Consider the following 25,277-nt stretch of genomic DNA (forward strand, 5'->3'; position numbering starts at 1 on the left):
GGCTGACCGTCGCCGACTGCGCGGTCTGCGACGAGCAGCGAGACCGCGCGTGTCGTGCCGGCCGCAGGCACCGGACGAAAGCAGGTCAGCGGCCTCGGCCGCGGAAGTGTTGCGAGGCTTTCGCCGCTCCCGCGGTGCCGGAGGAGGCGGAGCTCGACAAGCGCAGAGCCATTCCGCCACCGGAGCGCGCCGAGCCGGGAGCGCCAGCGGAGCCCGCACGCCTGCGCGCGGTGCCGCCGACATTTCCAGCACCGGGCCCGCCAGTGCCATCGCTTCGCTGACGACGAGATCGCGACCGGGATTGAGACCGGGACTCGCCGGCGGACGGCACGCTGCCTGCGGGCCGGGACCGCTTCGGATCCGCCGTGCGGTGCTGCGGTGCTGCGGTGCTGCGGTGCTGCGGTGAGGTGCGTCCGGTGCTTCGGCGTGTGGGCTTCTCGGAATCCGCGCTGCCAGTGTTATTTCTCTCGCTCTTCGGCGATGACGACCTCGATGGTGAGGAACAGCGCGGCGATCGATGCGGCGTTTTGCAGCGCGCAGCGGGTGACCTTGGTCGGCTCGACGATGCCGGCCTTGACCATGTCGACGTAATGGCCGGTCGCGGCGTTCAGGCCGTGGCCGACGGGCAGGTGCGCGACCTTGTCCACGGCGACACCGCCTTCGAGGCCGGCGTTGGCCGCGATCTGTCGTAGCGGGGCGGTCAGCGCGGCGCGCACAATGCCGGCGCCGGTCGCCTCGTCGCCGGTCAAGTCCAGGTTGTCGAACGCGGTGCGGGCGGCGTTGGCCAGGGCCACGCCGCCGCCGGGCAGCAAGCCCTCCTCGACGGCGGCCTTCGCGTTGCGCACGGCGTCCTCGACGCGGTGCTTGCGCTCGTTGAGTTCGACCTCGGTCGCGGCGCCGACTTTGACCACCGCGACGCCGCCGGCGAGTTTGGCCAGGCGTTTGCGCAGATGTTCGGAGTCGTAGTCGGAGTCGCTGCGCTCGATCTCGGCGCGGATCTGGTTCACCCGCCCGGTGATCAGGTCGCCGTCGCCGAGGCCCTCGATGATGGTGGTCTCGTCCTGCGTGACGACCATCCTGCGTGCGCGGCCGAGTACTTCCAGGCCGCAGGTTTCCAGGGTGAGTCCGACGCTCTCGGAGACGACCTGGCCGCCGGTGAGCACCGCGATGTCGCCGAGCATGTCCCGGCGGCGGTCTCCGAAGCCCGGCGCCTTGACGGCCAGGGACTTCAGCGCGCCGCCCAGCGTGTTCACCACCAGCGTGGCCAGGGCTTGGCCCTCGACGTCCTGCGCGATCACCGCGAGAGGCGTGCCTGCTTGCACGACCTTCTCCAGCAGGGGCAGCAGGTCCGCCACGGCGGCGATCTTGTCGTCGACGATCAGAACGTACGGGTCATCGAGCACTGCTTCCATGCGGCCGGTATCGGTCATGAAGTACGGACTGAGGTAGCCGCGATCGAAACGCATGCCTTCGGTCAGCTCCAGCTCGAGACCGAAGGTGTTGGACTCCTCGACGGTGATGACGCCTTCCTTGCCGACCTTGTCCATCGCCTCGGCGATCAGTTCGCCGATCGCGCTGTCACCGGCCGAGATCGATGCGGTGGCGGCGATCTGCTCCCTGCTTTGCACCTCCTGCGCAGCCGCGGCCAGTACCACGCACACCGACGCGACCGCGGCCTCGATGCCGCGTTTGAGCGCGATCGGGTCGGCGCCGGCCGCCACGTTGCGCAGCCCGCCACGGATCAGGGCGCGGGCCAGCACCGTGGCCGTGGTCGTGCCATCCCCGGCGTCGTCGTCGGTCTTCTTGGAGACCTGCTTGACCAGTTCGGCCCCGATCCGCTCTATCGAGGTGCCGAGTTCGATCTGACGGGCGATCGACACCCCGTCGTTCGTGATGGTGGGAGCGCCCCACGTGCTGCCGAGCACGACGTTGCGGCCCTGCGGCCCGAGGGTCACCTTCACTGTGTCGGCGAGGATGTTCACGCCTCGCTCCAGACCGCGGCGTGCCTGTTCGTCGAATGCGATCAACTTGGCCATGCACTGTGTCCTTCGCTAGAAGCTACGGGGGGGTTACTTCGTGGGCCCGACCTCGTCCGGGCGCGGCATGGCGACCGCCGCAGCCATACGCAGCGGCGCGCGGCCCGAGGTCGGCGCCGGCGCCGGCTGCGGGGGCGGCGGGGTCGCGGCGGCGCTTTCACGGGCGAGGAACGCGCCGAGTTCCGCGATGGTGGTCATCAGGGGCGCGGGGAAGACGACTGTGGTGTTCTTGTCCACGCCGATCTCCACCAGGCTCTGCAGGTTGCGCAATTGCAGGGCCAGGGGGTGGGCCATCATCGTGTCGGAGGCGTCGCCGAGCGCCGCGGCGGCCAGGGATTCCCCCTCCGCGTTGATGATCTTCGCTCTCTTCTCCCGCTCCGCCTCGGCTTGGCGCGCCATGGCGCGTTTCATGCTCTCGGGCAGTTGGATGTCCTTGAGTTCGACCAGGGTGACTTCGACGCCCCAGTCCACGGTGGTCACGTCGAGGATTTCGCGGATGTCCAGATTGATGCGGTCGGTTTCGGAGAGCGTTTCGTCCAGGGTGTGTTGGCCGACGACCTTGCGCAGCGTGGTTTGGGCGATCTGGTCGATCGCGGCGCGCACGTTCTCGATGGCCACGACCGATTTGACGGCGTCCACGACGCGGAAGTAGGCCACCGCGGAGACGTCCACGCTGACGTTGTCGCGGGTGATGATGCCTTGTGACTGGATCGGCTGGGTGACGATGCGCAACGAGACCCGGTGCAAGACGTCGACGAACGGGATGATCAGCCGGAAACCCGGCGGCCGCGGCCCCTGCACGCGCCCGAGCCGGAAGAGCACACCGCGCTCGTACTGCTTGACGATCCGCACCGACAGTGCGAACCCCAGAAGGGCCAGCACCAGGACGACGACGAGCACGGTGATCAGAATGCCCACGGTGGTACTCCCTTGAGAGAGCGGATCAGTTTGCTTACAGGGGTCGGGAGGGATGCGTTCGCTCTGCGGCAGGCCGGGACGGCTAACGCTCCGCAGATGGTCCGTGGCTACGGCGATGGCGATGGCGATGGGTGATGGAAATGTCGGGCGCGGAGATGTTCACCCCGTAAGGCCCCGCCCGCCGTCGGTCTCCCAAGCCGCCGCGGACAGTGGGTCGAGCGGCACGGCGTCTCCGAGCGGCGTCTGCGTCCCGCTGTTCGCGCGTTCGATGATGCCGACGGCGCGGCGCAGATCGCCGCCGAGCCCCGCGAGGGCGAGGACCCGCTCGGCGACCCGGAGGTCGGTGCGCGGCGGGACGACCACCAGATCGGTGCGCTTCGAGCCCGCCCTGTCGACAAGGCTGATCGACGCGGCGTCCTGGCCGGTGGAAGGGGCGAGGGTCACCGAGCGGCCTGCTGCGGCCAGGGTGCGCGGCGCCGGCTTCCAGGCGGTCGGATTGTAGATGACCTGCGCGACATCGTGGCCGGCCGAGCTCAGTTCGGCCAAGAGTTGGGGAAGCTCCACGCTCAGGTCGAGCGAGTGGGGCCACCAACCGCCGTCGACGAATCCGTCGGCGCCGGTGGGATCGCGCCGCTTCAACCGCAACCCGTCCGACGCTCTCGGAGTGGATGCGGCGGCCGGGACGGTCAGGAAATCGGGGGTGTTGAGGACGGTCATGGCGTGCGCCGATCAGGGCCCACTTCGGGCCGGTTGCCAATCGCCAGGGGCGAGGCCGGCCTGGAAGCCGTCGTGCGAAATACCCTCGGTGACACTCATACTACGCCCCTTAGCCCTCGCCTGACGCTGGACGCGGAGCCAGAGGAGATTCCGGCAGCGGTCAGGATGCACGCCGCCAGGGGGCGGTTCCCGCTGCGTCACTGCTGCCCGCGTCGTACCAGCCTGGCGGACGCTGCCCGAACAGCCCCGTGTCCTGGTAGGTCGCGGCAACGATCTGCGGGCAGTAGGCGCCCTCCAGGTCGAGACCCAGCAGGTCTCGACGACGCCTGGGAATGCGCGCGCCGAGCCATCGTGAAGCAAGCTAGGCGCTGAAAGGGAGGGCGGTGCGATCCAGCCGCGCGACAGTCCGCAGGGCGCCATCCGCATCTGCCGGGCGATCGGCAGCCGCAGCAGCTGACCGCGCGCCAGGGAGCCCACCGCACCATCGAACGCATTCGCTGGATCGCCGCGTCCGCCTACGACCTCGAATTCTCAGCTGACACCGCGCTGAGCGAACGCATCCTGTGCCCCGCGGCGCCGACCGAGCGGCACGGCATGGAGGACGCCCGGTTCGTGCGCTTCACCAGTGCCCATCCCCGACCTGCTGGCCGAATGCGCCGCACCGGGTGAGGAAGCGCGGCACGGCGGCGCGCGAACAGGCGGCCGAAGGGCGCGAACCTGCAGCTGGCGTACCGTACAGAGCGGATCGGGAAGGCACCCGCAAGCTACTGACAGCATTTCGCGTATGGGTGTTCGGGCCCGTGGTGTCGCTCGGGCCGAAACGCGCGCATACTAGCAGTGCGGCACTCATCACGCAGTCGACCGAGTTTCGATCAGGTCTAGACCATACGCCGGTCTCGATCCCCGCCTCGCTGCTTCTCCGATTTGCGAGGTGGATCCGTGGCGACGGCTCCCTACAATGGCGCAGACCGCTTTCCCGAGGCTGACGTTTCCGGGCCGATGGACGCGCAGCGCGCCGTGCGGATTTCGGTGACCGGCCTGATCGTGCTCGGTCCGTTCATCGGGCTCGGCGCGGCGATCTGGACACAATGGGGCCGTGGGCTGGGCGCCGCGGATCTGGGGCTGGCGGCGTTCTTCTACCTGCTGACCGGGTTCGGGGTCACCGCAGGGTTTCACCGCTGTCTGACCCACCGCAGCTACACGGCGCGCCCCGCACTGCGCGCCGCGCTGGCGATCGCCGGTTCGATGAGCTTCCAGGGCCAGGTCATCGGCTGGGTCGCCATCCACCGGCGCCACCACGCCTACGCCGACCGTCCCGGCGACCCGCACTCTCCCTATCGCTACGGCACCGGCGCGCTCGGCCAACTGCGCGGCGCCGCCCACGCCCACATCGGCTGGCTGTTCAGCACTGAGGCGACCAGCACCGAGCATTACGCACCGGACCTCGTCGCGGACCCAGTCATGCGGCGTATCAGCAGCGCATTCCCGCTTCTGTGCGTGGTCTCCCTCGCCTTGCCCGCGCTGGCAGGCTTCGCGATCGGGGGCAGTCTGGGCGCCGCGTTCAGCGCACTGCTATGGGCCGGGCTGGTGCGCGTATTCCTGCTCCAGCACGTCACCTGGAGCGTGAACTCCCTGTGCCACCTGCTGGGCCAGCGCCCCTACACCACCCGACGACACGACCGGGCCACCAACCTGTGGCCGCTCGCACTGCTCTCCCTCGGCGAGAGCTGGCACAACACGCACCACAGCGATCCGGCCTGCGCGCGCCACGGCGTCGACCGCGGGCAGATCGATCCGTCCGCCGCCCTCATCCGGCTATTCGAACGCCTCGGCTGGGCACGGGACGTGCACTGGCCCATCGCCACCCGGCTCGACCAGCGACGCCGCCGCCCCGGCGGGACCCGCCCGCCCGCCAGAGCCCACAGCGCAGCATCGTGATGTTCAGGTACACATGCCCCGCCCGCGCCCGCCCGCACCAGGCACGGGCCGACCTGGCGACCGCGCAACTCTTCGGGAAAGCGGAGAGCACCAGTCGCACCATCGAGGAACTGTGCGATGACCGACACCGGGCACACCGGCGAACCTGCCAAAGAATCTAGAGGACCCCATGCTGAAGCTACACCGCCGTTCCCAAATCGCCCCGCCCTCGCCAGCGATGCCGAACACGACGCCCACCGGGCCGGCAGTACCCGAGACCTCCGCGCCCGTCCACACGCCCCCGCGCACCAGAGCCGGGACCACCTGGGTGCTGGCCTGTATCGCGGCCCTCGTCCTGGTCGCCCTCATCGTCTTCCTCGCACAGAACGCCGGCGCGACGAAGATCTCCTTCTTCTCCCTGCACGGCCGCTTCCCTCTCGCGGTCGCGCTGCTGGCCGCCGCCGTGGCCGGCTGCCTGCTCACCCTCGCAGTTGGCAGTACACGCATCATCCAACTGCGCTGGGTCGTGCGCAGACGCCGCCGCGACGACCTCGTTGCCTCCGCCCCGACAGCGCCGCCGCAGACTCCAGACGTCACACCCGACTCTGCGCAGCTCTACCGCCCCGAACACGGACGAGCAGGCACCCCGAGCAGCAGCGGCAATGGCAAGCTGGAGTCGTAGACAGCTGGCATGCAGGCGCCGGCCCGCAGCCGCGCCGGGTCAGCCGGCTCGTTCCCAAACCGTGCCGGCCGCGCACGGTCTTCTGGCACCTTCGATCCGTGAAACCCTCAAAGCAGTCAGCGCGCCGGGACTTGTCTAGACCTCACGCTCCTCGCCACACCTCCAATTTCGATCTCTCAGACGGTGAGTGTCATGCCCCTTTCAGTGAACAACCACGTGGCCGCGACGACCGTGAGCATCCAGGTCGATCCCGCCGAACAACTGCCCCCGGCCAACCTGTGCACGTGCGGACACCCCTACAGCCAACACGACCGGATCTCCATCCGCTACTGCGACGCGACGGTCACGGGAGGATTGGACCGAGGCTGCATTTGCCGCACTGGGACCGGGACGTACGCGGGCCGGATGTGAGCTGTGCACCTGGACGGGATTCACCGAAAGGCTTGCCGGTCCTGCCCAGCCCCAAGCGTCCGAATAATGCCGAAACTGGTTTCCTCCGCACCGATCGCCGACCCGCTCCTCGGCTCCGCGGTGCGTCCCGCGGCCACGTCGCCTGAAGCGATCCGCCGTGACACGGTCACCGGCGCGCGCTTTCGCAGAGCACTGTTCTCTGGGAGCGCCGCCATCTGGTCACCGGGCGGCGGAGGCAACCGGTGCCAGTCCGCGCGCAGAAGTCCGCGACGATGAAGCCGCCAAGCGTGCCCGGCGCGCTGGCCGCGATCACGGTGGGCGCGATCCTGACCTACGCGGTCGACTTCACGATTTCCGGGATCAGCAACCACGTCGCCGGCGTGACCATCTCATCGGCCGGGTTGGCAGCCCTGGCGATCCGCCTGGCGTGGTCTGTCAGGAGCCTGCGCAAGCGGGATGATTCCCTCCGCGCGCCGCCGCCACAGCGTCCGGACCCGGAAGCGGGCATTCCACAGAATTCATCGCCGCGCTGAACCAGGCTTGGGGTCAGAGCAACCGGGTGACCGTGAATGCGCACATGTGGCTGAGCCGATCAGTTCGGTTCAGGCTGCCGAGCGCGCACCTCGTCGCGCGGCGGCCTGGAGAGCAACTCCGTGGCGGTGCTGGTGCCGTCGGCGACTTGCCGGGCGAGGTCGGACAGGTGCAGGTTGTGGTCGCGGGAGTAGGCGCGCAACAGGGCGAAGGCCTCATCCACGGTGATGCGGCGGCGTTCCGCGAGCACGCCCTTGGCCTGCTCGATCGTGATGCGGCTGTTGAGCGCCTGCTGAAGTTGGGTCGCGAGCAGTTCGGCCTGCTGGACGCTGCGTTGAGCCAGGATCCCGATGGTGGCCACGTCCGCAAGCGCCTGCCCGGTGCGCACGTCGGCGTCGCTGAGCGTACCGGGACGGGCGACGAACAGATTCAACGCTCCGATGATCGTGGCGCGCAGCCGCATCGGCAGGGCGTGCACCGAAACGAAACCGGTGGCCTGGGCAGCGTCGGCGAAGCGGGGCCAGCGCTCCTGACTCGCCGCGAGGTCGGCGTTGATCACCTGGCTACCGCTGCGGAAGGCATCCATACAGGGGCCTGCGTCGGCCTGCAGCTCGAACAGTTCCAGCAGACGCGCGCTCTCCGTAGACGCGGCGGTGGCGTGCAGTTGCCCGTACTGGTCGGCCAGCATCAGCCCAGCGGCGTCCACGTCGAGCAGTTGCACGCACCGCCCTGCCACAGTGTGCAAGAACTCGATGACGTCGAATTCGTCGACGAGGGTATCGGCTGCCTCGACAAACGCCTCGATCAACTGCTCTTCACGGGTCACGGTCACGCCCTCACGATAGGCCCTTCAGTGCGGCTCGGGCAGCGCCGTGCCGCACACGGATGTGTTACCGGTTGTGGTCGTCGAAACGCAGACGGCGGGCCACCACGTCTGCGGCGACCTGCGAGATCGGGCGGCCGTCGGCGTAGGCGTGCGCGCGAAGCCGCACCAGGGCCTCGGCCAGACTCACCCCGAGCTGCGCGCTGATCATGCCGGTGGCCTGGTGGACCTCGACCCGGTAGGTCGCGACAGGCGCCCAGCCCGGTTGCGGAGCGTCGTCGGCGCGGTCGGTCCAGGTGAACTGCCGGTGCGCCAGCAGCAGGGTGATCGCGCCGGCCAGGGCGAAGGCATCTGTCAGGGCGCCGTCGACAAGCGGTCCCGGGACGGCGCGGTGGGCCAGCAGCGCGCCAACACCAATCGCCCCGATCCGCAGCGGCAACGCGAAGACCGCGCGCACCCCCAATCCGGTGGCGGCGGGGACGAACATCGGCCAGCGGGCCGTCTCGGCGGCCAGGTCGGGCACCAGTACCGGCGCCCCGGCGGCGGCGTCAATGCCGGGGCCATGGCCGAGGGTGAACTGCAGTTCCTCCAACTTGGCGCTGACCGTCTCCGGTCCCCAGGCCAACACCGGGCCCGTGGGCCCGGTGCCCAGCGCGGCATAGATTCCGTCGACTCCCAACACGGCTGCGGCCTCGACGGCCACCGACTGCGGCAGGTTCGCGCCGCGCTCTCGGTCGCCGTCCAGCAGTGCTAGGACCGCAGCCATCCGATCGCTGACCAAAGCGTGACACCGCCTACCTCTGCCGTGATGCTGCGGGGCCCGACCGGCTGACTTTACTCAGTGCCCTACTCGATGTGCACAGGTCCGGCGGCGAAGGGCGCCGGATCCAGTCGGGAAGCCGGACCGTATCCCTGGCCGATAAGCGCCGCCTCAGCGTGGATCCAATCTCCTCGATGCAGCGGCAGTACGGGCCGGGTGTGTGTCACGGCGCCAGGCGATCAAGTAGGCGAGCACACGTTGGCTGAGTTGATAGTCGTGTTCTGCCTTGATCTGGTCGGTGCCGGCCCGCTGGGTTCCGGCTCGGCGGGATCAACGGGCGGCGTACGCGGCCTGGGTGGAGAGTAGCAGGATGAACGGGTTCATCCAGCGCCCTGCTCCCCGGCGATTCACCGGCGCACACTGCGCCGCCCTCCGCGCTGGCCCTCCACCAGGTGCACGGCACCGAGCAGCACGACCGATCCGGCCAGCGCGGTGATCCAGGTGGACAGGTTGAAGAAACCCTGCAGGCTGTGAACGTGGAAGAACTTGGTGGCCAGCCAGCCACCGAGCAGCGCGCCGGCGATGCCGATCAGCGAGGTGATGATGATGCCGTGCGACGCACGGCGGCTGACGAGGCGTTCGGCAACGGCGCCGGCGATGATTCCCAACACGATCCAGGCGATGACGCCCATGAAGACTCCCAGATGAGATGACTGCGTTCGAAGAAGCGCCCACATCCACCACGCGGTCATCCCACGGCGCCGGCCGCACTCGCCCTGGGGCGCATCGCCGAGGGTCGAACCGGTCCACGCACAGAAAAACCCCGAATCGTCGGAGAAGATCCGTGAGGGTGGTGGATGTTCTCGCCGCCGGGGTCCGGAGTGACCTGCTCAGCGTACTGCCTCGAAACCGGTCGGACCAGAATAAAGGTGCGAACGCCGGACACGATCCGACTGTCAATCCCGCACGGAAGGACACAACCTGCGACAGCACAGATCGCAGGGCGATGCGATGCGGGCTGTTAGGTGGTTTCAGCTCGGAAGGTTTCGAGTATGGTCAAGGTAGCTTATGACGCTCCGGACCCTGGCGCCGCGATTCCGGCGCAGGAGGCGTCAGGGTGTGCGGCCCGTGCGCAATCCGGCCGCGCACCATCACGCGCTCGGTGCTGCACACCCGAAGCGTGAGGCCATTCATGGACGTATTCCCCACCCGACGTGACGAGCACATACACATGATCGCCGTACGCGGCGAGATCGACCTGGCTACCGCCGGCGATCTACTGCTGCGGCTGCGGGCGCTGGCCGAGCCGGTGAGCGGCCCGATCCTGCTGGACCTGTCCCAGATCACGTTCATCAACTTCGCCGGTCTGCGTACGTTGCGGGCCTTCGACCAGCACGTGACGACGGCCGGAGGCAGCGTGCACGTGGCTGCCGTCTCCCTCCCGGTCGCCCGGCTGTTCGAGCTGGTCGCACTCCATCAGGACGATGCGAACGTTGCCGACCCGCCCCCGCTCGATGCCATGCCTCCTTCCGCCGCGGGTCGGGAAACGCCCGGCGTGTGCGCGATTGCAGGCGTCTGATGCTCCGGAGCGCGCCGGCCCTCGCGCCAGAGGTCTGTGACCGATCTCCACGTGACGTCGCGCCCAACTCGACGGCAACGAGCGACACGCGCCCGCGCCGCTCATCCCGCCCGTGAAATCAATACCCTTGTCATGAACGGACGGAGGGACGCGCGGAACACGGCACCGGGGTAGGGAGCCCCCTATCGCTTGCCGCGCGATCGATACATACTCGGACTAGAACACGTATCCACGCAGCCCGATCGAGTTCCCGATCAGGTCTAGACCCTACGCCGGTCTCGCGAACCGCCTCGCTGCCTGTCCTTCCTGCGCTAGGTGAATCCCTGTGGCGACGCCATCCTCCAGCGACATCGGGCGTGCACCGACCGTCAACCCCCGCACCGCGTCGGGGCGGTATGCCGCATATCCGGACGGCGTGGTCGTCCTGGTTCGGCGCACCGCGCGGCGCACCCGCTCCCCTTCGTTCCCACCCCTGCGTATGCGGCGTGACCGCTTCGGCACACGGCCCGGGCCAGGCCGCCGGCAACGGTGACCGCGTCACCGGCCGTACCCGAGGCCGCCACGCCATACAGCGCAGCCAGAGGCCGTCAAGCGCCGACTTCAAGTGCTGAGTCGCTGGTGCATTTCGTGATCCGATCGGCATCCTGCCATAGACGCCGCTCAAACCAGCCGGCCGCAGGTGCGGACCGCCTCGGCCCGCACGAGATCCAGGAACACCGCATCCGTATCATCCTCACGGGCCTCGGGTCCCGCTTCGGCGTCGGTGCGCCCGCGCTCGTCGCTGTCGCCATCCTTGGCTTGTTCATAGAGCAGGCGACAGCCGTGGATCCCGGCGAGCAGATCCTCAAGCAGGTCCAGCGCGGGGCGGGAGGGATCGAGCGGGGTGGCGCGCAATTCGGCGAGCATGTCCCGGGCCAGCTCCTGGTCCTCCTCGTCAGCGTCCGGGTCCTGCGCCCGGCCCACCACCCGGGCAACCGCGTCCACCAGCCCGGCCGGGTCGGGGATGATCCCCTCGGCGACCAGCATCGCCTCGCGGACCAGCGCGGTGACCGCCTCGCGGGGACTCGCCCCGTCCTCGATCAGATGCAGCACCAGAGTCGGGGTGGCGTGTGCCAGCGCCTCAATGTCACTGGACTGCTCCACCACATGCCGCAGGTCCGTGCCCGAGGCGAATGCGGCCACGACGGCGGCCGCGTGCAGCCAGTGCGCGGCAGCCACCGCAGCGGCCGTCGGGTCGATCCGCGTGAACAACTCGTCCCCGCCCGACAGGTCGGCCGCCAACAACCGGTCGGCCTCGGCCACCTGGAGCGGGGATGCATCCGCCCGGCTCACGACCACCGCCTGACGGGCACGCCCGACCAACTCCCCGCGCTCGGCGGCCTCGATCGAGGCCAGTTCCTCCCCCGCCTCCAGCACCACCGAGTCGGTCAGCTCGCTGCGCCCGATCGCGTGCAGAGCGCGCCCAACCCGATGCGCGGTCTCCTCGACCGCGACATACGACTGGACGATCATGCCGTGCTCGGGCAGGTTCGGAGAGCGGATCGCGTGCGGGACCTTCGCGAACGCCTCGCGTTCACACTGACGCAACCAGCCCTCGCTGTTCTCCTCCAGGCCGTCGGCGGCGCTGACCGGGTGAGTGTAGGTATGCCAGGCCGCATCCGAAAATCCGCTCAGCGCCATCGCGAGCGCCCCCGCCAGCCCTGGCGGGCATTCCCCGGGCAGCGCCGCGACCGTGATCGCCGTATCGCCAGCGCCGGTCGCCCAACTGGCCGTCAGTACTCCGCGCTCCAGGTCTATCGCATACCGTGTCACTCCGACCTCCTCACGTGGCCAGCCCCTCCGCTGACGATGATCGTCCGCATCCCCTTATTACCCGGCCGCTGTAGACGGACCCACTCCCACCCCTGTCGAACCGAGACGACGATGCCGACTCGCGGCCCATCCGCCCTTGGTCAGGTCGCGCGCCTGGTTCTTGTCGAGCGTGAGCCGCACGCCGTTCTCACGTCCGCCACCACGCCGATCGGGATGGCGACCCGCTTGTAGCCCCATCGCGACCAGGCACATCCTCACGGCTGTATTCGTAGCCTTGTTCATGCCAGGCCTGCGTAAGGGGCCGCACGCGCGGCGGTCCAGCAGGCAGAAATTCACGTCGCGGCGGAGCACTGCGACGGACGAGGAACGGCGAGTGCCTGCGCGCCGCAGCCAGTACATTTCCGATGGAAATGAGCGGCCGCGACACCTGCACCACCCGAACGCCCTGACCGCCACCGCTGGAGCCGTCTATGCACACGGCGCGGACCAGAGGCTGCCGCGTTTCACCGAACCGGCGGACCAGGACAGAGGCTAAGTGCCGTGGCGGAGCGTCGAGCGCGTCTTCGAGCGTGCGATAGACCGGCAGCCGCCTGATCAGGCGCCGAATGTGCGGGCCCCGGTACGTTCGCCGGCGCACACCGATCAAGCGGGCCCACCCACCGCGCTCGTGCGCCTGGACCGCGGCGGCGAGCAGCACCCCCGACCCGTGTGCATCGATGAAACTGAGCGGAGCGAGATCGAAGACGAGCCGACACTGTCCCCGCGCGGCCAACTCGGCGAGCTGCGCACGCAGCGCCGGGGCGGTGAAGACGTCCAACTCGCCACACAGGCTCAGCACCACGCAACCGGGCACCGTCACATCGTGCACAAACAGTCCGCTGGCCATGACTGCCCCATCCCTCGCACGCATGTGCTTACCTGCGAGCCCAGGGTCTGGAGACTGCAATAGGACTCTACCCGCCCAAGCCTGACAAAGCGCTGCACTCGAGCTCCAGACATCACACCCGACTGCCGCGCTCACAGCCCGAATACGGACGAGCAGGCCCCCGGGCAGCAATGGCAAGCTGGAGTAGCAGAAGCGGCATGCAGGCGCCGGCCCGCGGTCGCGCGGTCTAGTCCGCCGGTCTCCAGACCGGGCTGATAGGGATCTTTGAACCACAGCTGGAGTGCAAGGCTGAAACGGCCAGACGCCTTCGGCTTCGCGGGAGACGGGAGTTCCACCCGGTGAGGTGTTGCCGGGGGAAGGATCTCTCCGGGGTTCAGAGCCCGGCGACGACGCGTCGTAGTGTGCCTGGCGCGATGCGCAGCATGGCGGGCATGACTTTCGTCTGACCGGGGAATGCCATCTTCCTGCGCCGCCGAAGAGCTTTCATCGTGACCGCCGCCACCTGTGCGGGAGTCAGCTTCTTCCCCGTGGCTTCGGCGTTCATGGGCGTGTCCGTAGACGGCGGGAGGACCTCGAGGACATGGGTGCCCTGCGGGGCGAGTTGACGGCGCAAGCCATCCGCGAAGCCGTGCAGGCCGGCCTTCACCGCGCCGTGGGTGGGCGCGCGAGTGGGCGAGACCAAAGCGAACCCCGAGGTGACGAATACGATCGCGTCGGGCGATGGCCACCGCTCGAGCACTTCACCCGTCAAGTGGACGGGGGCGCTGAGATTCAACGCCACCTCGGCATCGAGAGTCGCGTTGGGGTTCTTGCCGGCAGCGTAGTCTCGTTCCTCGAACGTACCGGCGTTGTTGACCAACACGTCCAAACGCCCAAAGCGATCGGCGACCGCTTGCAACAACGCTGCCCGATCGGCTGCGTTGGTCACATCAGCCCGCACGGCCAGCGCCTGCGGGTGTGCCTGCGCGAATCGGTCAAGCGCAGCCTGCGAACGCCCGCAAACGACGACAGACGCCCCGAGCTGCACGAAGGACTGCGCGAGGCTCAAGCCGATGCCCGAGGTTCCGCCTGTGATGAGTACGGTCTGTGACACGATACAGCCTCTCCGTATAACGTACTGGTTGGTACGAAACACGGTAGCACATCCGTACCGATCGGTATCGAATGGGTAGGATGAAGAAATGCCCTCCACGACACCGGCTTCTCCTGGCAGGCCTCGCGCGTTCGACATCGACGAGGCACTCGATCGCGCAGTCCTGGTGTTTTGGTCAAAGGGTTTCGAGGGCGCCAGCCTTGACGACCTCACCGAAGCGATGGGTATCAGCCGCCCCAGCCTGTATAGGGCGTTCGGCAGCAAAGAAGACCTCTTCTACAAGGCGCTAGAGCGGTACACCGAGGGCTTGACCTCCTACTTCGCCCGAGCTCTAGCACAGCCCACAAGTGCAGCAGTGGCTACTGCCGTGCTCCACGGGGCGGTCGAAGCGGCAACCATGCCGGGATTCCCCGCGGGCTGCCTTGGCGTGCAGGGTGCGTTGGCTACCGGGGATGACAGCCGCCACGTCCGAGCCGCACTCATCGCATGGCGTGAGGATGGGATAGCCCACTTGACGCGCCGGTTTCAACAGGCGGTGGACGCCGGTGACCTTCCGCCTTCCACAGATCCCCATCTTCTCGCGCTCTACCTAAGAACAGTCGCCAACGGGATCGCCGTCCAGGCCGCGAGTGGTAGTTCCCGCCCTGAGCTGCTGCACGTCGCGAATCTCGCGTTGAACAACTGGCCAAAGCCGTAGTCAGCCAGTACTCCGGCCCGGCATCCCAACGGGTATAGCGCAGCAGGCGCTGCATTCGGCCCGGGCCGGGCGGCAGCGCGCCGGGACCTGTCTGGACCCCACGGTCCCTCGCCGCACTTCCAACCGCCGTGTCTCAGCTGGCGAATGTCACGCCACATTCAGCGGACATCGGAGTAGCGCGGGACGGCGCCCATGCCCGGCCTTTGCGGTGGCGTCACGTGCGCACGCCTCCCGGGCCGTCCGCGAGAGGTAGACTGTGAGTAGCTCAAGTTGAGCTATTGCCCCTCCGCCATCGGAGGGAGATCGGGGGTCTCATTCATGAGACCCGACCTGAAAGACAATCACCACGACGTCAGTCCTCCTCGGCTCGACCACCGCCTAGACACTGCGGTGGACGCCGCACAGCCCGCGCCGAGCGTCGCCCCGGAGCCCGCTCAGTCGCCCCGCTCCACCTCGGAGTCCCGGTTGAACGAGCGGCTCGCGCGGCTGCTGCTCCAGAAGAGGGGCCCGGACGCCGTCATGCTCGTCGTGCTGTTCCTGGCTTTGTTCTTCGGTCTGATCGGCTTGGCGGTGCATTTCCTATGGGTCGTGGCCATCATCGTGATGGCTCTCGGCCTGGGATTCATCGTCGCGGACAGCCGGCGCGACCGCATCGACATCGCGAATGAGCGCACCGAAAGGGCGCACGTAGACGCGCCATGATCCCTGGCGGGGCTCGTCAGATTCAGAATAGGCGCACCACGTCCACCGAATAACAAAGCGTCACCGAAGCGGCCGGTTCGGCCACAGTGGCAGTCCAGCCGGGAAGCGGCAGCGTGCATCAGGACTCTCACTCACAATCGGCGCGCCCGCGACGACCGGGTGGCCGGGGTGTTCGGTTCCTGGCGGTTCATCATCGTGCAGAGCTCCCGTTCATCCTGTTGCCCCTGCTGTTCTCCACGCAGGCCGCGTACGCCGCGCCGTTGATTCTGCTGACCTGATCGCCTGGCACCGCGACGCACACGGCGCGCACTGACACTGCATCGAGCAAGCCGGGTCCGACCGCCAAGGCCACGCTCACCAGCCTGGGACGAGACCTCGGCGAGCCATCAGGTCCGGCGCCCGTGGCCCCTGAACCCGTGCGGCTGGGCGCCACGAGATAAACAAGCCGGTCAGCCTGACACAGCTCCCGCATCGTGGCAGAGGAAAGGCGGTATCACTTCGTGGTCGGCGATCGCATGGCCGCGGTGCTCGCACTGCTGGACGGCGGCCGGGAACCGGGCGCGAACCTGCCGCGCACGCTGGCCGCGCAGGCCGCGGTGGCCCTCGGGGTCGATGGGATCTGCGCGGGTCTGGGCACGGGGTCCTCAGGTCTGGTGCTGGCTTGGGGCCGGGAACCGGTGAGCGTCGCGCTGGAGGGCCTGCAGTTCACCCTGGGGCAAGGTCCGGGTCTGGACGCCGAGGCCGGGACACCAGTGCTGGTGGCGGACCTGGAAGCGGCGGCCGCCCGCTGGCCCGTGTTCGTTCCCGCCGCCGCCGAGCTGGGGGTGCGCGCCCTGTTCGCGCTGCCGCTGCGGATCGGGGCGATCAGCGTCGGGGTGCTCATGGCTCACCGCGCCCTGCCCGGGCCGCTGGCCGACGGCGCCCTCGCGGACGCGTTCGCCCTGGCCGAGGCGGTCACGTTGCTGCTACTGCGCCAGCAGTCGACCAGTACCGAGGAGCGCGCCGGCCCCTCTGCCGAGTGGCCGCGAGCGGACTGGCCGACCTACCGGGCCGAGGTACACCAGGCCACCGGCATGATCAGCGTGCAGCTCGGGGTGAGCCTGGCCGAGGCGTTGCTGCGACTGCGCTCCTACGCCTATGCCGACGGCCGGTCGATCGCCGAAGTCGCTTCGGACGTGGTGGCGCGCCGACTGCGCTTTGACGACCGCGACAAGTGACACGACCGTGAGCGGTGCGCGCCTCCCGCGACGCACCCAGGGCCTATCGTGAAGGGGTGACCGTGACCCGTGAAGAACAGCTGGTCGAGGCGTTCGTCGAAGCCGCCGACACTCTCGTCGACGACTTCGACGTGATCGAGTTCCTGCACACTCTGGCCGGGCGCTGCGTGCAGCTGCTCGACGTGGACGCCGCCGGGATCATGCTGGCCGACGGGCGCGGGCACCTGCACGCCACCGCCGCCTCCAGCGAGAGCGCGCGCCTGCTGGAGCTGTTCGAGCTGCAAGCCGACGCGGGTCCTTGCATGGACGCCTTCCGCACCGGCGCCCAGGTGGTCAACGCGGACCTCGGCGCGAGCGAAGAACGCTGGCCCCGCTTCGCCGAAGCCGCCCAGGCCACCGGGTACGCCTCCGTGCACGCCCTGCCACTGCGGCTGCGCTCCACGATCATCGGAGCCCTGAACCTGTTCCGCGCCCACCAAGGTGCCCTCAGCGATGACGACATACACACCGGACAGGCTCTGGCCGACGTCGCCACCATCGGCATCCTGGCCCAGCGCAGTGCGCAGCAGGCCGAACTGCTCGCCACGCAGCTGCAGCGGGCCCTCAATAGCCGGGTGACTATCGAACAGGCCAAGGGCGTACTGGCCGAACGCCGCGGCATCGACGTCGATCAGGCGTTCGCCCTGCTACGCGCATACGCTCGCAACCACAACCTGCACCTATCCGAACTCGCCCGACAGGTCGCCGACGGCACGAGTACAGCCACCGAACTGATCTCCGGTCCGCAACCGGCAGACGCCGACCGTCGGGGGCTGGAACGGGCCTGATCGCGGCACCGCGCTCAGGCCCGCATCACTTCCGATCCGTCCGTCGTCGTGTGCTGCCGGTCGCCCTGGCCCTGCTGGCCGCCGCCGTGGCCGGCTGCCCGCTCACCCCGGCGATCGGCAGCACACGCTTCCTCCAATTGCGCCGGATCGTACGCAGATACCGCCGCGACGACCTCGCCGTCCGGACGCAAGCTCAGGCTCGTGACATCGCGCCCGACACATTGGAACGTATCCGGGACCGGCACGGGCTTACGGAAAAAAGGAGTACAATAAAAGTACACACGGCATTTCGAACGCTGGTCATCACTCCAGCGTCGCCGTGGGCGAATCAAGAACCCGGATGCACACGCGGTCCGGAGACAGGCGTCTGATGATGCCGAACCAGAACCCTTCCCAGCCGATCGCCGACCGGCATCCCGCAGCCGGGCCGGAACCCGCGGCCGCGCCGCCCAGCCTGTCGCGCCGGCAGCTCTTCACCGGCGTGTGGTCGCAGCGGTTCGCCAGCCAGCGCGCCGCGCTTCGCCGAACGCTGTCCCCCAAGCCCGCCGCCGCCCGGACGCAGGGCGGAGGACGCAACCGCCGCCAGTCCGAGCGCAACAGCGCGCAGCGATGAGGCCGCAAGGTGCGGCCGGCGCTCTCGCCGCTATCGCGGTGGGCGCGACGCTGACCTACGCGGTCAGCTTCACGATCTCTGGAATCAGCATCCACACCGTCGGTGTGATCATCATGCTGGCAGGGGTGGCCGCCCTTGCGATCCTCCTCGTGCGAGCCTTGAGCGAACTGCGCAGGCGGGATCGGCGCCGCCCGACGACTACGCAGAGGCCGAGCGCGGACACGGGCGTCTGGCACGATCCGCGGCTTGCCGCTCCGCAGGCGAGCGCGACGCGAGCGTCCACAGACGACTATGCCGCACCCGAGCCACGCCAGGTCGGGGATCCGCAGAGCGCCGTGACTTATCGGACGCGCCGGGCGCAGCGGCGATAGTGACTGCGCAACCTGCGGGCGGCTGAAAACGAGAATCTGCCCGCAGGTTGAGGCACACCGGGTGCGAATCGGCCCACGCTCATCTCCGAGCGTGGGCCGATCGCTGTGTAGGGCGGACGGCTGGTGCCGTCGACGACATCGAGGCGTAGGTGAGCCTGGGCACCGCCACGAGTTTTGCGGTGCTGGCCGGGTCAACGGTCACCAACACCGGCCCTACCACGATCAGCGGTGATCTCGGCGTGAGTCCAGGGTCTGCGGTCACCGGGTTCCCGCCGGGCACGGTGAGCAACGGGACAATCCACGCGGCGGACGCGGTCGCCGCGCAAGCCCAAAGCGACCTGGTCATCGCGTACAACGACGCCGCTGGTCGCAGTCCCACCACCAGCGAGTCCGGTGACCTCACCGGGCAGACGCTCGTGGCCGGGGCTTACAAGTCCACCTCCAGCCTGAGCTTGACCGGAACCGTAACGCTCGATGCCCAGGGCGATCCGAACGCGGTATTCATCTTCGAGATCGCCAGCACGCTGATCACCGGCTCGGCAAGCAACGTCGCCTTGATCAACGGCGCGCAGGCCTGCAACGTGTTCTGGCAGGTCGGAAGCTCCGCGACCCTGGGCACGAACTCCACGTTCAACGGCACCATCATGGCTCTGACATCCATCGGCGCGACCACGGGAGCCAAGATCACCGGAAGGCTGCTGGCGCGCAACGGTGCCGTGACGCTGGACGACAACACCATCACGCGACCCGAGTGCAGCACCGCGTCCTCCAGCCCCACCGCAAGCACGTCAGCCAGCAGCAGTGCTACACCCAGCACAAGCGCCTCGCCGTCCACCAGCGCGTCGGCCAGCACGAGCGCGTCGGCCAGCGCCAGCGCGTCACCGTCCGCGAGCGCCAGTGCCAGCGCTAGCGCTTCACCCTCGGCCAGCGCCAGCGCCTCGTCCTCCCCGAGCGCCAGCGCTAGCGCGTCATCCTCGGTCAGCGCCAGCGCCTCACCCTCGGCCAGCGCTAGCGCCTCATCCTCCCCGAGCGCCAGTGCAAGCGCGTCTCCCTCGGCCAGCGCGAGTGCAAGCGAGTCAGCCTCGGCCAGCGCCAGCGCGAGCTCCTCACCCTCGGCCAGCGCCTCGGCCTCCAACAGCGCGACACCCACCGCGAGCGTGTCATCCAGCGCGAGCGCAACACCCTCGGTGAGCGCGACTGCAACGAGTACGCCGACCGCGACCAGGACTTCGTCTTCCAGCGCCAGCCCGTCCGGCGCCGCAACGCCATCCGCCTCGTCGACATCGTCCGGCGGTGGACAACTCGCCGAGACCGGTGCCGGCCCGCTGCTGCCCGCCGCTGCGGGCGCCGGCCTGCTCGTCCTCGGCGGCGCCGTACTGACGACCCGTAAGCAGACGCGGCGGCAGTGAGCCGCGATGAGCACCGTCAGGCCCGGGACGGCCGAACAGCCGTCGCCCCGGGCCTGACGGCATTCCTCGACCGGATCCCTACCAGGGCGGTCTCGCCTCACGGCTATCAGAACATTGTGGCGACGCGTGTCTAGCGAAACAGCACTCGGACATTCTAGCCCTGTCGCCCGCGCAGGCACAGGCGCACACTGGCCGCGAGCAGTTCGTTCACGCGGCCGGCCGCTTCGGCTTCACGCAGGTCACCGACATCCCGACTGCGGCGATCGCGGTACCGATACAGAGATTGATCAGCGGACGCGACGGGCCGGTCAGCGCTCTGAGATCGTCAGCCTGTGGTCCCGTGCCGCCGCCGAGCTCAAGCGCCAGTGGGTGCGGCTCCTGAAGCAACGGGATCGGACCGTCGGCCCGTGCGTGTTGTTGTCAGCGCAGTACGTTGAGCTGGCCTGCATCGTTCGGCGGCGAGGATCGTGCGCCGCCGCACGTCAGCGTGCCGGTTTGAGTACGAGGATCGCGGTGTCGTCGGCGGGCGGCTCGCCGCCGAAGGCCAAGGCTGCCTGCGCGATGCACCGTGCGACGTCTGTGGCGGCCTTGCCCGCTGTTGTGGCGATCACCTCGCGCAGTCGTTGCTCCCCGAACAGTTCGTAGTCGCCGAGGCGGTGCGCTTCGGTAACGCCGTCGGTGAACATGATCAGGCTGTCGCCGGGGTGCAGCCGCGTACGCGAGTCGCTCAGCTCGGGGTCGGGGAAGAGCCCAAGCGGTGTTCCGGTGCGGCCGAACGCGTGTATCCGTCCGTCCGCGCGGTGTATCAGGGCCAGGGGGTGTCCGGCGGCGGCGATCTGCACCGACGCCCCAGACGCGGTCGGCGCCACCGTGGCGTAGATCGCGGTCAGGAAGCGCGGGTCCGCGCTCGGCCAGTCCAACAGCGCCCGGTTCAGCGCGGCCAGCACCTCACTCGGCCGGCTCTGCCGGTGCGCTTCGGCGCGCAATGTGTAGCGGGCCATGGCAGTGCTCTTGGCGGCTCCCGCGCCCTTGCCGCACACGTCCCCGACCACAACACCCCAACTGCCGGGCAGCGAGGGGAACACATCGTAGAAGTCCCCGAGCACTTCCGCCCCGGTGCCGCCGGCGATGTAGCAAGCAGCCACCTCCAGGCCCGGGATCTGCGGGAGCCACGGCGGCAGCAGACTCTCCTGCAGGGTCTGCGCCAACTCAGCACGCTGCGTCGCGTGGCGGCGCGAGGCGTCTAGCGCCGCATGCAGTGCGAACTCGCCCGAGGCGACCGCAGCCAAAGCGCGCAGGACGTCGACGTCGTGGGCACTCCAGCGCCGCGGCAGACGATCGGCCACGCACAAAGCGCCCACGACGCGGCCGGCCGCGTCGCGCACCGGGCATCCGGCCCACGCCGACAGGTCGCCGCCCACCACGAGGCGTCGCACGCCGGGGTCCGCGACCAGTCCGGCGTCGTCGATGACCAGTTCCTGGCCGAGGCCGACGATCCGGCGGCCGAAGGAGTACTGCGCGAAGTTGCGCGGAACCACGTGGTGGCTGGTACGAGCGTGGATGACACCGGCACCGCCGCGGCGCGCGAACGGCTGGTCGAGAACCGCGAGAAACGCCAGCGCGACGCCGAGGATGGTGGTAACCGACTGGGCCAGCTCCGCGAACGGCTCACCGGCCTCGGGGTCCGCCGGACCGGCCCGGCGCAGGGCCGCGGACGGCGGCAGTCCGGCCGCAACAGACGGCGCTGTCGCGGGCGGGTCGCTCGCGCCGTTCAGGGCGGAGGTCGAAGCCGGCGGTTCGCGAAGAACGTCCATAGCTGCCGCTTCCGTCGAACATGCGTCGTGACCGACTGGTTCATGCGAAGCGGGGTCCCGGCTCCTGGTGTCCATTGAACCAGACGTGCGGCGGCGCCGTGAGGATACGAGTCTCGGTAGCCGAACAGACCTCGTTGCGGGATTGTTGTGCCACCTACATGGGCTAACGCGACCGATCGCCGTGCTCACGTGCGCAGATCGGACCACTGCCGGGCCGGCTGCGGCAGCCGGGTTCGTGGTGGTCGGCGTACGCCTTCGATGCGTGAAATACTCGGAGTATTCAGCGTGCCTGGATCTGTCTGGACTTGGCATTTCCGCGCCGCGCTCTGCGTGCATCTCAACACGGCGAGGACCATGCCGGTCTCAGCGAACCACTGATGATCTCCGTGCCCATTGCGAGACGGCTCCGGTAGTCATCGACGAGAGCCTGACGGCTCGCTGCTGCGCAAGCGCCGTGTCCCCGGACGGCTATGGGCGAGCCGCGCCGGCCCGGAAACCCCGGGATGGGAGATCAGGCGAGCGCCGGCGGCGCCGGGCGCGATCGCCGTGGAGAGTTCCGCTGGTTCCGCCGGGCCTACAGGTAAGAGCCCTGATACGTCACTGCCCGCCGCGAATTGCCCTGCACCCTCTGCTGGCGAGAGCTGTGCTGACGGGAATTCAGATATCGACTGCATCAAGGAGGCGGCTAGGTTGCGCTCGGTCGAAGGCAGCATGCGCTCCTCCCACCAGAACAGGCCCATCACGATGCCGAGCACGATGAAGGGGACCAAGAGCACGAAGATCAACGTATACACCGACGCCCCTGTATTGGAGTGTCTCCGAAGGCGACGGGGTTCTCGCGATCTGGCGCGTCCCGTGTGTCGGTGGGAACCGAATTCGGTACGCGCGCGAAGAGCCCGAACCGCTACGGAGGATTCGCGATTGCCATGGGAAGCGCGCCGCCGGGGTCCGGGGTGACGCCTTCAATGTACTGCCGCTTCGTCGGAGCGGAAAGCCGGAGCGCCTTGCCGTGGGGCTGATTGCGGGCTGCTTGCGGGCTGCTTTCGGCAATGCGCGGACCGCCACCGCTGGTGAGGCGGTGGCGGTCCTCTGTGCTACTCGGGCGGATGCCCGAGGGCTAGTTCACACGGGCGGGATCAGCTCTGGTTCTCGCCGTAGCCGTCCAGCGCGGTGGGTGTCCGGGTGGTGTGTGTCACGCCGGCGTGTACCTGGATGCGCTTGGCGTGCGCTTCCTTCGGCTTGGGCACGGTGATCAGCAGGAGGCCGTCCTGCGAGGAGGCGTCGATCGCGTCCGCCATGACGTTGCTCGGCAGCGTGATCGAGCGAAGGAACGGTCCGAACCGGCGCTCGCCGCGGTGCATCGTCTGCTCGGCCGAGTCGTCCGCGTGGCGACGCTCGCCCTGGATCGTCATCACACCGGACTGGCAGGTGATCTCCACGTCGTCGATTCCGACGCCGGGCAGTTCGACGGTCACCAGGTACGCGTCCTTGCGCTCCGCGATATCGACGGTGGGCACCCACGTGGTGTCACCCGCGCCGCTCTCGTACATGTGGCCGAACCTCAGGCCGCGGGTCTTACGCAGCATCTCCTCCTGCGCGTCGCGCAGGTCTTCGAACAGGTCGGTTAGGACAGTCATGCCGTTCTCCTTTGTCTCTGGCCGAGCCGGGTGGCCCGGCGGCCCGACAGAAAATGACTAAGTGAACGGCATTTGCTTTCGAGCTACAATGTTCACATTACCGTGAACGTCGTTCACCGTCAAACCGGACATGAGGGACCGAACATGGCGCAGCCACCACAGGACGGCGCTGCCGTCACGGGATCACACCCGCTGTGGTTCATCCCGCCGGCCGGGCAGGAGGCCCAACGCAGGGTACTGACCCGGGAACGCGTCGTCGCCGAGGCGCTGGCGATCATCGCGGAGAGCGGCGTGGACGCGCTGAGCATGCGCGCCCTGGCCACGCGCCTGGGCGTGGTTCCCGGTGCGCTCTACCGTCACGTGCGCAACAAGGAGCAACTCCACGACCTGGTGCTCGACGAAGTCCTGGCCGAGGTCGACACCAGCGTCGAGAAGCGCGCGCCCTGGACCGAACGCATCAGGGTGCTCGCGCACCGGCTGCGCGCGGTCCTGGAAGCGCATCCCGGCATTGCAGGCCTGCTCAAGACCCGCGACCCGCTGGGACCGCACTCCCTCGCCCTGGCCGAAGCGTTCCTGGCGCCCCTGCATGAAGCCGGCCTGCCACCGCGACAAGCAGGTCTGGCCTACTCATTGATATACGGCTACACCCTCGGATTCGCCCTGGAGGACCCCAGCAGCGTCAACGAACAACGCGTGCGCGACGGCGCGACCAGAACCCAACTGCACGCCTTCATCCGAGCCCTGCCAGCCGACCGCTTTCCCACCCTGGTCGCGCTCGGCGAACACGTGTGGGTCGACAACCGCGACGAACGCTTCACCACCGGTCTGCAGACCATTCTGCGCGGCCTCGAAACCACCCCACCCCGGCCCACGAAGTCCCCGCCCGACACACAACACCGGGCAGGCCACTCGTGAGATGATGGGACCACGCATGCGCCTGGGTCTGTCCGGACCTACGCACCCCTCGCCGCTGCGACTCTCACCGAGACCGGCGGCGCCATGAGCGAGATCACGCACTTCACCATCGGAACCGAAGTCTTCTGCAGCGACGGTATCTGCGGGCAGTTGACCCGCGTCGTCATCGACCCCGTAGCCCGCACGCTCACCCATCTGGTCGTGGAACCGGCCCACCAGAGGGGCACTGGCCGCCTCGTGCCCCTGGACCTGGTGGACTCGTATTCGGACTCGGGGCAGATCCGGCTTCGCTGCACCATCGCCCGGTTCGACACGCTTGAGAACGCCGAAGAGACGCAGTTCCTGTCGGCGGTACCGGGAGAATGGGGTTACGGACAGCAGCAGATGCTCCTCTGGCCTTACTACGGGCTCGGCCTTGGAGGGAGCATGGGCATGGGCACCGGAGGCGTGGACATGGGCAGGGGAGGCACGGCCATGGCCGCCGCTCCCCGAGCCATCGTCCATGACCGAGTGCCGCTCGGTGAGGTGGAGGTACGCCGCGGCGAGCCCGTGCACGCGGTGGACGGGACGATCGGCCGGGTCCGGGGACTGGTGATCAATCCCAGCGATCACCACGTGACCCACATACTGCTCGACGAGGGCCACCTCTGGGGCCGCAAGCGGGTCGCCATCCCGATCAGCGCGGTGGCGAGCGCCAAAAGCGGTGTGCAGCTCACGCTCAGCAAGGACCAGGTGCGCGATCTCCCCCCGGTCGAGGTTGACGACCGGAATTAGGGAATGGACGCGGTGACCGCGTCACAGCCCGCACGGAACGGCCGACAGGGACACAGGCACGTCGTCACACCGGGGCTGCCGGCTCCGGGTTTACCTCCGCGGCCTGGCGGCTGGGCGATGCAGCGTGCGGGGATCG

General features: G+C 68.7%; 25 protein-coding genes and 1 pseudogene. 14 read left to right on the forward strand and 12 right to left on the reverse strand.

What is annotated here, in order from left to right:
• Window positions 1–458 precede the first annotated feature (458 nt).
• The 3 genes from groL to VFB40_RS16060 all read right to left on the reverse strand — a co-directional run bounded on the left by groL (window position 459) and on the right by VFB40_RS16060 (window position 3,671).
• Window positions 459–2,036: a chaperonin GroEL gene (gene groL, locus VFB40_RS16050; RefSeq protein ID WP_324851511.1), complete on the reverse strand. Its 1,578-nt coding sequence runs from the start codon at window positions 2,034–2,036 to the stop codon at window positions 459–461.
• 33 nt (window positions 2,037–2,069) lie between these two features.
• Entirely contained in the window at window positions 2,070–2,954 is an 885-nt protein-coding gene (locus tag VFB40_RS16055) for a slipin family protein (protein WP_324851512.1), read from the reverse strand.
• 159 nt (window positions 2,955–3,113) lie between these two features.
• A complete protein-coding gene (locus VFB40_RS16060) occupies window positions 3,114–3,671 on the reverse strand; it encodes a DUF5994 family protein (protein ID WP_324851513.1) in 558 nt (185 codons plus the stop codon).
• A 999-nt stretch (window positions 3,672–4,670) separates the two neighbouring features.
• On the opposite strand from VFB40_RS16060, the gene VFB40_RS16065 reads away from it, so the two are divergent.
• The 4 genes from VFB40_RS16065 (at window position 4,671) to VFB40_RS16080 (ending at window position 7,214) form a co-directional block, all read left to right on the forward strand.
• Window positions 4,671–5,609: an acyl-CoA desaturase gene (locus tag VFB40_RS16065; RefSeq protein WP_414642096.1), complete on the forward strand. Its 939-nt coding sequence runs from the start codon at window positions 4,671–4,673 to the stop codon at window positions 5,607–5,609.
• Window positions 5,610–5,826: 217 nt separating this feature from the next.
• The gene (locus VFB40_RS16070) at window positions 5,827–6,270 is read left to right on the forward strand and encodes a lipopolysaccharide assembly protein LapA domain-containing protein (protein ID WP_324851515.1); all 444 of its coding nucleotides are present in this window, start codon (window positions 5,827–5,829) and stop codon (window positions 6,268–6,270) included.
• A gap of 192 nt (window positions 6,271–6,462) precedes the next feature.
• Window positions 6,463–6,681, forward strand: coding sequence for an RGCVC family protein (locus VFB40_RS16075; RefSeq protein ID WP_324851516.1), 219 nt, complete (start codon window positions 6,463–6,465; stop codon window positions 6,679–6,681).
• Between the two features lie 242 nt (window positions 6,682–6,923).
• Complete coding sequence (locus tag VFB40_RS16080) at window positions 6,924–7,214, forward strand: hypothetical protein (protein ID WP_324851517.1); 291 nt, start codon at window positions 6,924–6,926, stop codon at window positions 7,212–7,214.
• Window positions 7,215–7,273: 59 nt separating this feature from the next.
• Here VFB40_RS16080 and VFB40_RS16085 read toward each other — a convergent pair whose 3' ends face one another.
• The 3 genes from VFB40_RS16085 to VFB40_RS16095 form a co-directional block, all read right to left on the reverse strand.
• Window positions 7,274–8,044 (reverse strand): GAF and ANTAR domain-containing protein, encoded by a 771-nt coding sequence (locus tag VFB40_RS16085; RefSeq protein WP_324851518.1) that lies wholly within the window; start codon window positions 8,042–8,044, stop codon window positions 7,274–7,276.
• A 58-nt stretch (window positions 8,045–8,102) separates the two neighbouring features.
• The gene (locus VFB40_RS16090; RefSeq protein WP_324851519.1) at window positions 8,103–8,801 is read right to left on the reverse strand and encodes an ANTAR domain-containing protein; all 699 of its coding nucleotides are present in this window, start codon (window positions 8,799–8,801) and stop codon (window positions 8,103–8,105) included.
• A gap of 401 nt (window positions 8,802–9,202) precedes the next feature.
• Window positions 9,203–9,487: a GlsB/YeaQ/YmgE family stress response membrane protein gene (locus VFB40_RS16095; protein ID WP_324851520.1), complete on the reverse strand. Its 285-nt coding sequence runs from the start codon at window positions 9,485–9,487 to the stop codon at window positions 9,203–9,205.
• A 500-nt stretch (window positions 9,488–9,987) separates the two neighbouring features.
• Here VFB40_RS16095 and VFB40_RS16100 point away from each other — a divergent pair, with 500 nt between their 5' ends.
• Entirely contained in the window at window positions 9,988–10,374 is a 387-nt protein-coding gene (locus VFB40_RS16100) for an STAS domain-containing protein (RefSeq protein WP_324851521.1), read from the forward strand.
• A 660-nt stretch (window positions 10,375–11,034) separates the two neighbouring features.
• Here VFB40_RS16100 and VFB40_RS16105 read toward each other — a convergent pair.
• The 3 genes from VFB40_RS16105 to VFB40_RS16115 all read right to left on the reverse strand — a co-directional run bounded on the left by VFB40_RS16105 (window position 11,035) and on the right by VFB40_RS16115 (window position 14,165).
• Window positions 11,035–12,054, reverse strand: coding sequence for a hypothetical protein (locus VFB40_RS16105; RefSeq protein ID WP_324851522.1), 1,020 nt, complete (start codon window positions 12,052–12,054; stop codon window positions 11,035–11,037).
• Window positions 12,055–12,373: 319 nt separating this feature from the next.
• Entirely contained in the window at window positions 12,374–13,072 is a 699-nt protein-coding gene (locus VFB40_RS16110; protein WP_324851523.1) for an STAS domain-containing protein, read from the reverse strand.
• A gap of 373 nt (window positions 13,073–13,445) precedes the next feature.
• Entirely contained in the window at window positions 13,446–14,165 is a 720-nt protein-coding gene (locus VFB40_RS16115; protein WP_324851524.1) for an SDR family NAD(P)-dependent oxidoreductase, read from the reverse strand.
• A gap of 88 nt (window positions 14,166–14,253) precedes the next feature.
• Here VFB40_RS16115 and VFB40_RS16120 point away from each other — a divergent pair, with 88 nt between their 5' ends.
• The 7 genes and pseudogenes from VFB40_RS16120 to VFB40_RS28795 all read left to right on the forward strand — a co-directional run bounded on the left by VFB40_RS16120 (window position 14,254) and on the right by VFB40_RS28795 (window position 20,001).
• Window positions 14,254–14,862, forward strand: coding sequence for a TetR/AcrR family transcriptional regulator (locus VFB40_RS16120; RefSeq protein WP_324851525.1), 609 nt, complete (start codon window positions 14,254–14,256; stop codon window positions 14,860–14,862).
• Window positions 14,863–15,327: 465 nt separating this feature from the next.
• Entirely contained in the window at window positions 15,328–15,564 is a 237-nt protein-coding gene (locus VFB40_RS16125; RefSeq protein WP_324851526.1) for a hypothetical protein, read from the forward strand.
• Window positions 15,565–15,770: 206 nt separating this feature from the next.
• Window positions 15,771–15,836, forward strand: a pseudogene (locus VFB40_RS28880) (DUF1003 domain-containing protein); the annotation flags it as partial.
• A 228-nt stretch (window positions 15,837–16,064) separates the two neighbouring features.
• The gene (locus VFB40_RS16130; protein WP_324851527.1) at window positions 16,065–16,781 is read left to right on the forward strand and encodes an ANTAR domain-containing protein; all 717 of its coding nucleotides are present in this window, start codon (window positions 16,065–16,067) and stop codon (window positions 16,779–16,781) included.
• Window positions 16,782–16,837: 56 nt separating this feature from the next.
• A complete protein-coding gene (locus VFB40_RS16135; RefSeq protein WP_324851528.1) occupies window positions 16,838–17,608 on the forward strand; it encodes a GAF and ANTAR domain-containing protein in 771 nt (256 codons plus the stop codon).
• A 370-nt stretch (window positions 17,609–17,978) separates the two neighbouring features.
• Window positions 17,979–18,221 carry a hypothetical protein gene (locus tag VFB40_RS16140; RefSeq protein ID WP_324851529.1) on the forward strand — a complete coding sequence of 81 codons (243 nt, stop codon included), beginning with the start codon at window positions 17,979–17,981 and terminating at the stop codon, window positions 18,219–18,221.
• A gap of 610 nt (window positions 18,222–18,831) precedes the next feature.
• Window positions 18,832–20,001 (forward strand): ice-binding family protein, encoded by a 1,170-nt coding sequence (locus VFB40_RS28795; RefSeq protein ID WP_414642097.1) that lies wholly within the window; start codon window positions 18,832–18,834, stop codon window positions 19,999–20,001.
• A 482-nt stretch (window positions 20,002–20,483) separates the two neighbouring features.
• Here VFB40_RS28795 and VFB40_RS16150 read toward each other — a convergent pair whose 3' ends face one another.
• The 3 genes from VFB40_RS16150 to VFB40_RS16160 form a co-directional block, all read right to left on the reverse strand.
• Window positions 20,484–21,815 (reverse strand): PP2C family protein-serine/threonine phosphatase, encoded by a 1,332-nt coding sequence (locus VFB40_RS16150; RefSeq protein WP_324851531.1) that lies wholly within the window; start codon window positions 21,813–21,815, stop codon window positions 20,484–20,486.
• A gap of 413 nt (window positions 21,816–22,228) precedes the next feature.
• Window positions 22,229–22,609 (reverse strand): hypothetical protein, encoded by a 381-nt coding sequence (locus VFB40_RS16155; protein WP_324851532.1) that lies wholly within the window; start codon window positions 22,607–22,609, stop codon window positions 22,229–22,231.
• Between the two features lie 342 nt (window positions 22,610–22,951).
• Window positions 22,952–23,452 (reverse strand): Hsp20/alpha crystallin family protein, encoded by a 501-nt coding sequence (locus VFB40_RS16160; protein WP_324851533.1) that lies wholly within the window; start codon window positions 23,450–23,452, stop codon window positions 22,952–22,954.
• Between the two features lie 144 nt (window positions 23,453–23,596).
• Between VFB40_RS16160 and VFB40_RS16165 the strand changes: the two genes are divergently transcribed.
• Window positions 23,597–24,367, forward strand: a complete 771-nt coding sequence (locus VFB40_RS16165) for a TetR/AcrR family transcriptional regulator (protein WP_324851534.1) — start codon at window positions 23,597–23,599, stop codon at window positions 24,365–24,367.
• 84 nt (window positions 24,368–24,451) lie between these two features.
• Entirely contained in the window at window positions 24,452–25,141 is a 690-nt protein-coding gene (locus tag VFB40_RS16170) for a PRC-barrel domain-containing protein (protein ID WP_324851535.1), read from the forward strand.
• Window positions 25,142–25,277 lie beyond the last annotated feature (136 nt).

This window comes from Actinocrinis sp. (assembly GCF_035650855.1).
Lineage (GTDB): Bacteria > Actinomycetota > Actinomycetes > Streptomycetales > Catenulisporaceae > Actinocrinis.

What these genes read in the sequence shown, in the direction of transcription:
- VFB40_RS16090 (WP_324851519.1), bottom strand. Translation starts at nt 8,801, where the DNA reads ATGGCTGCGGTCCTAGCACTGCTGGACGGCGACCGAGAGCGCGGCGCG.
- VFB40_RS16110 (WP_324851523.1), bottom strand. Translation starts at nt 13,072, where the DNA reads ATGGCCAGCGGACTGTTTGTGCACGATGTGACGGTGCCCGGTTGCGTG.
- VFB40_RS16105 (WP_324851522.1), bottom strand. Translation starts at nt 12,054, where the DNA reads ATGGCGCTGAGCGGATTTTCGGATGCGGCCTGGCATACCTACACTCAC.
- VFB40_RS16150 (WP_324851531.1), bottom strand. Translation starts at nt 21,815, where the DNA reads ATGGACGTTCTTCGCGAACCGCCGGCTTCGACCTCCGCCCTGAACGGC.
- groL (WP_324851511.1), bottom strand. Translation starts at nt 2,036, where the DNA reads ATGGCCAAGTTGATCGCATTCGACGAACAGGCACGCCGCGGTCTGGAG.
- VFB40_RS16165 (WP_324851534.1), top strand. Translation starts at nt 23,597, where the DNA reads ATGGCGCAGCCACCACAGGACGGCGCTGCCGTCACGGGATCACACCCG.
- VFB40_RS16160 (WP_324851533.1), bottom strand. Translation starts at nt 23,452, where the DNA reads ATGACTGTCCTAACCGACCTGTTCGAAGACCTGCGCGACGCGCAGGAG.
- VFB40_RS16100 (WP_324851521.1), top strand. Translation starts at nt 9,988, where the DNA reads ATGGACGTATTCCCCACCCGACGTGACGAGCACATACACATGATCGCC.
- VFB40_RS16120 (WP_324851525.1), top strand. Translation starts at nt 14,254, where the DNA reads ATGCCCTCCACGACACCGGCTTCTCCTGGCAGGCCTCGCGCGTTCGAC.
- VFB40_RS16065 (WP_414642096.1), top strand. Translation starts at nt 4,671, where the DNA reads ATGGACGCGCAGCGCGCCGTGCGGATTTCGGTGACCGGCCTGATCGTG.
- VFB40_RS16140 (WP_324851529.1), top strand. Translation starts at nt 17,979, where the DNA reads ATGATGCCGAACCAGAACCCTTCCCAGCCGATCGCCGACCGGCATCCC.
- VFB40_RS16070 (WP_324851515.1), top strand. Translation starts at nt 5,827, where the DNA reads ATGCCGAACACGACGCCCACCGGGCCGGCAGTACCCGAGACCTCCGCG.
- VFB40_RS16170 (WP_324851535.1), top strand. Translation starts at nt 24,452, where the DNA reads ATGAGCGAGATCACGCACTTCACCATCGGAACCGAAGTCTTCTGCAGC.
- VFB40_RS16060 (WP_324851513.1), bottom strand. Translation starts at nt 3,671, where the DNA reads ATGACCGTCCTCAACACCCCCGATTTCCTGACCGTCCCGGCCGCCGCA.
- VFB40_RS16075 (WP_324851516.1), top strand. Translation starts at nt 6,463, where the DNA reads ATGCCCCTTTCAGTGAACAACCACGTGGCCGCGACGACCGTGAGCATC.
- VFB40_RS16095 (WP_324851520.1), bottom strand. Translation starts at nt 9,487, where the DNA reads ATGGGCGTCATCGCCTGGATCGTGTTGGGAATCATCGCCGGCGCCGTT.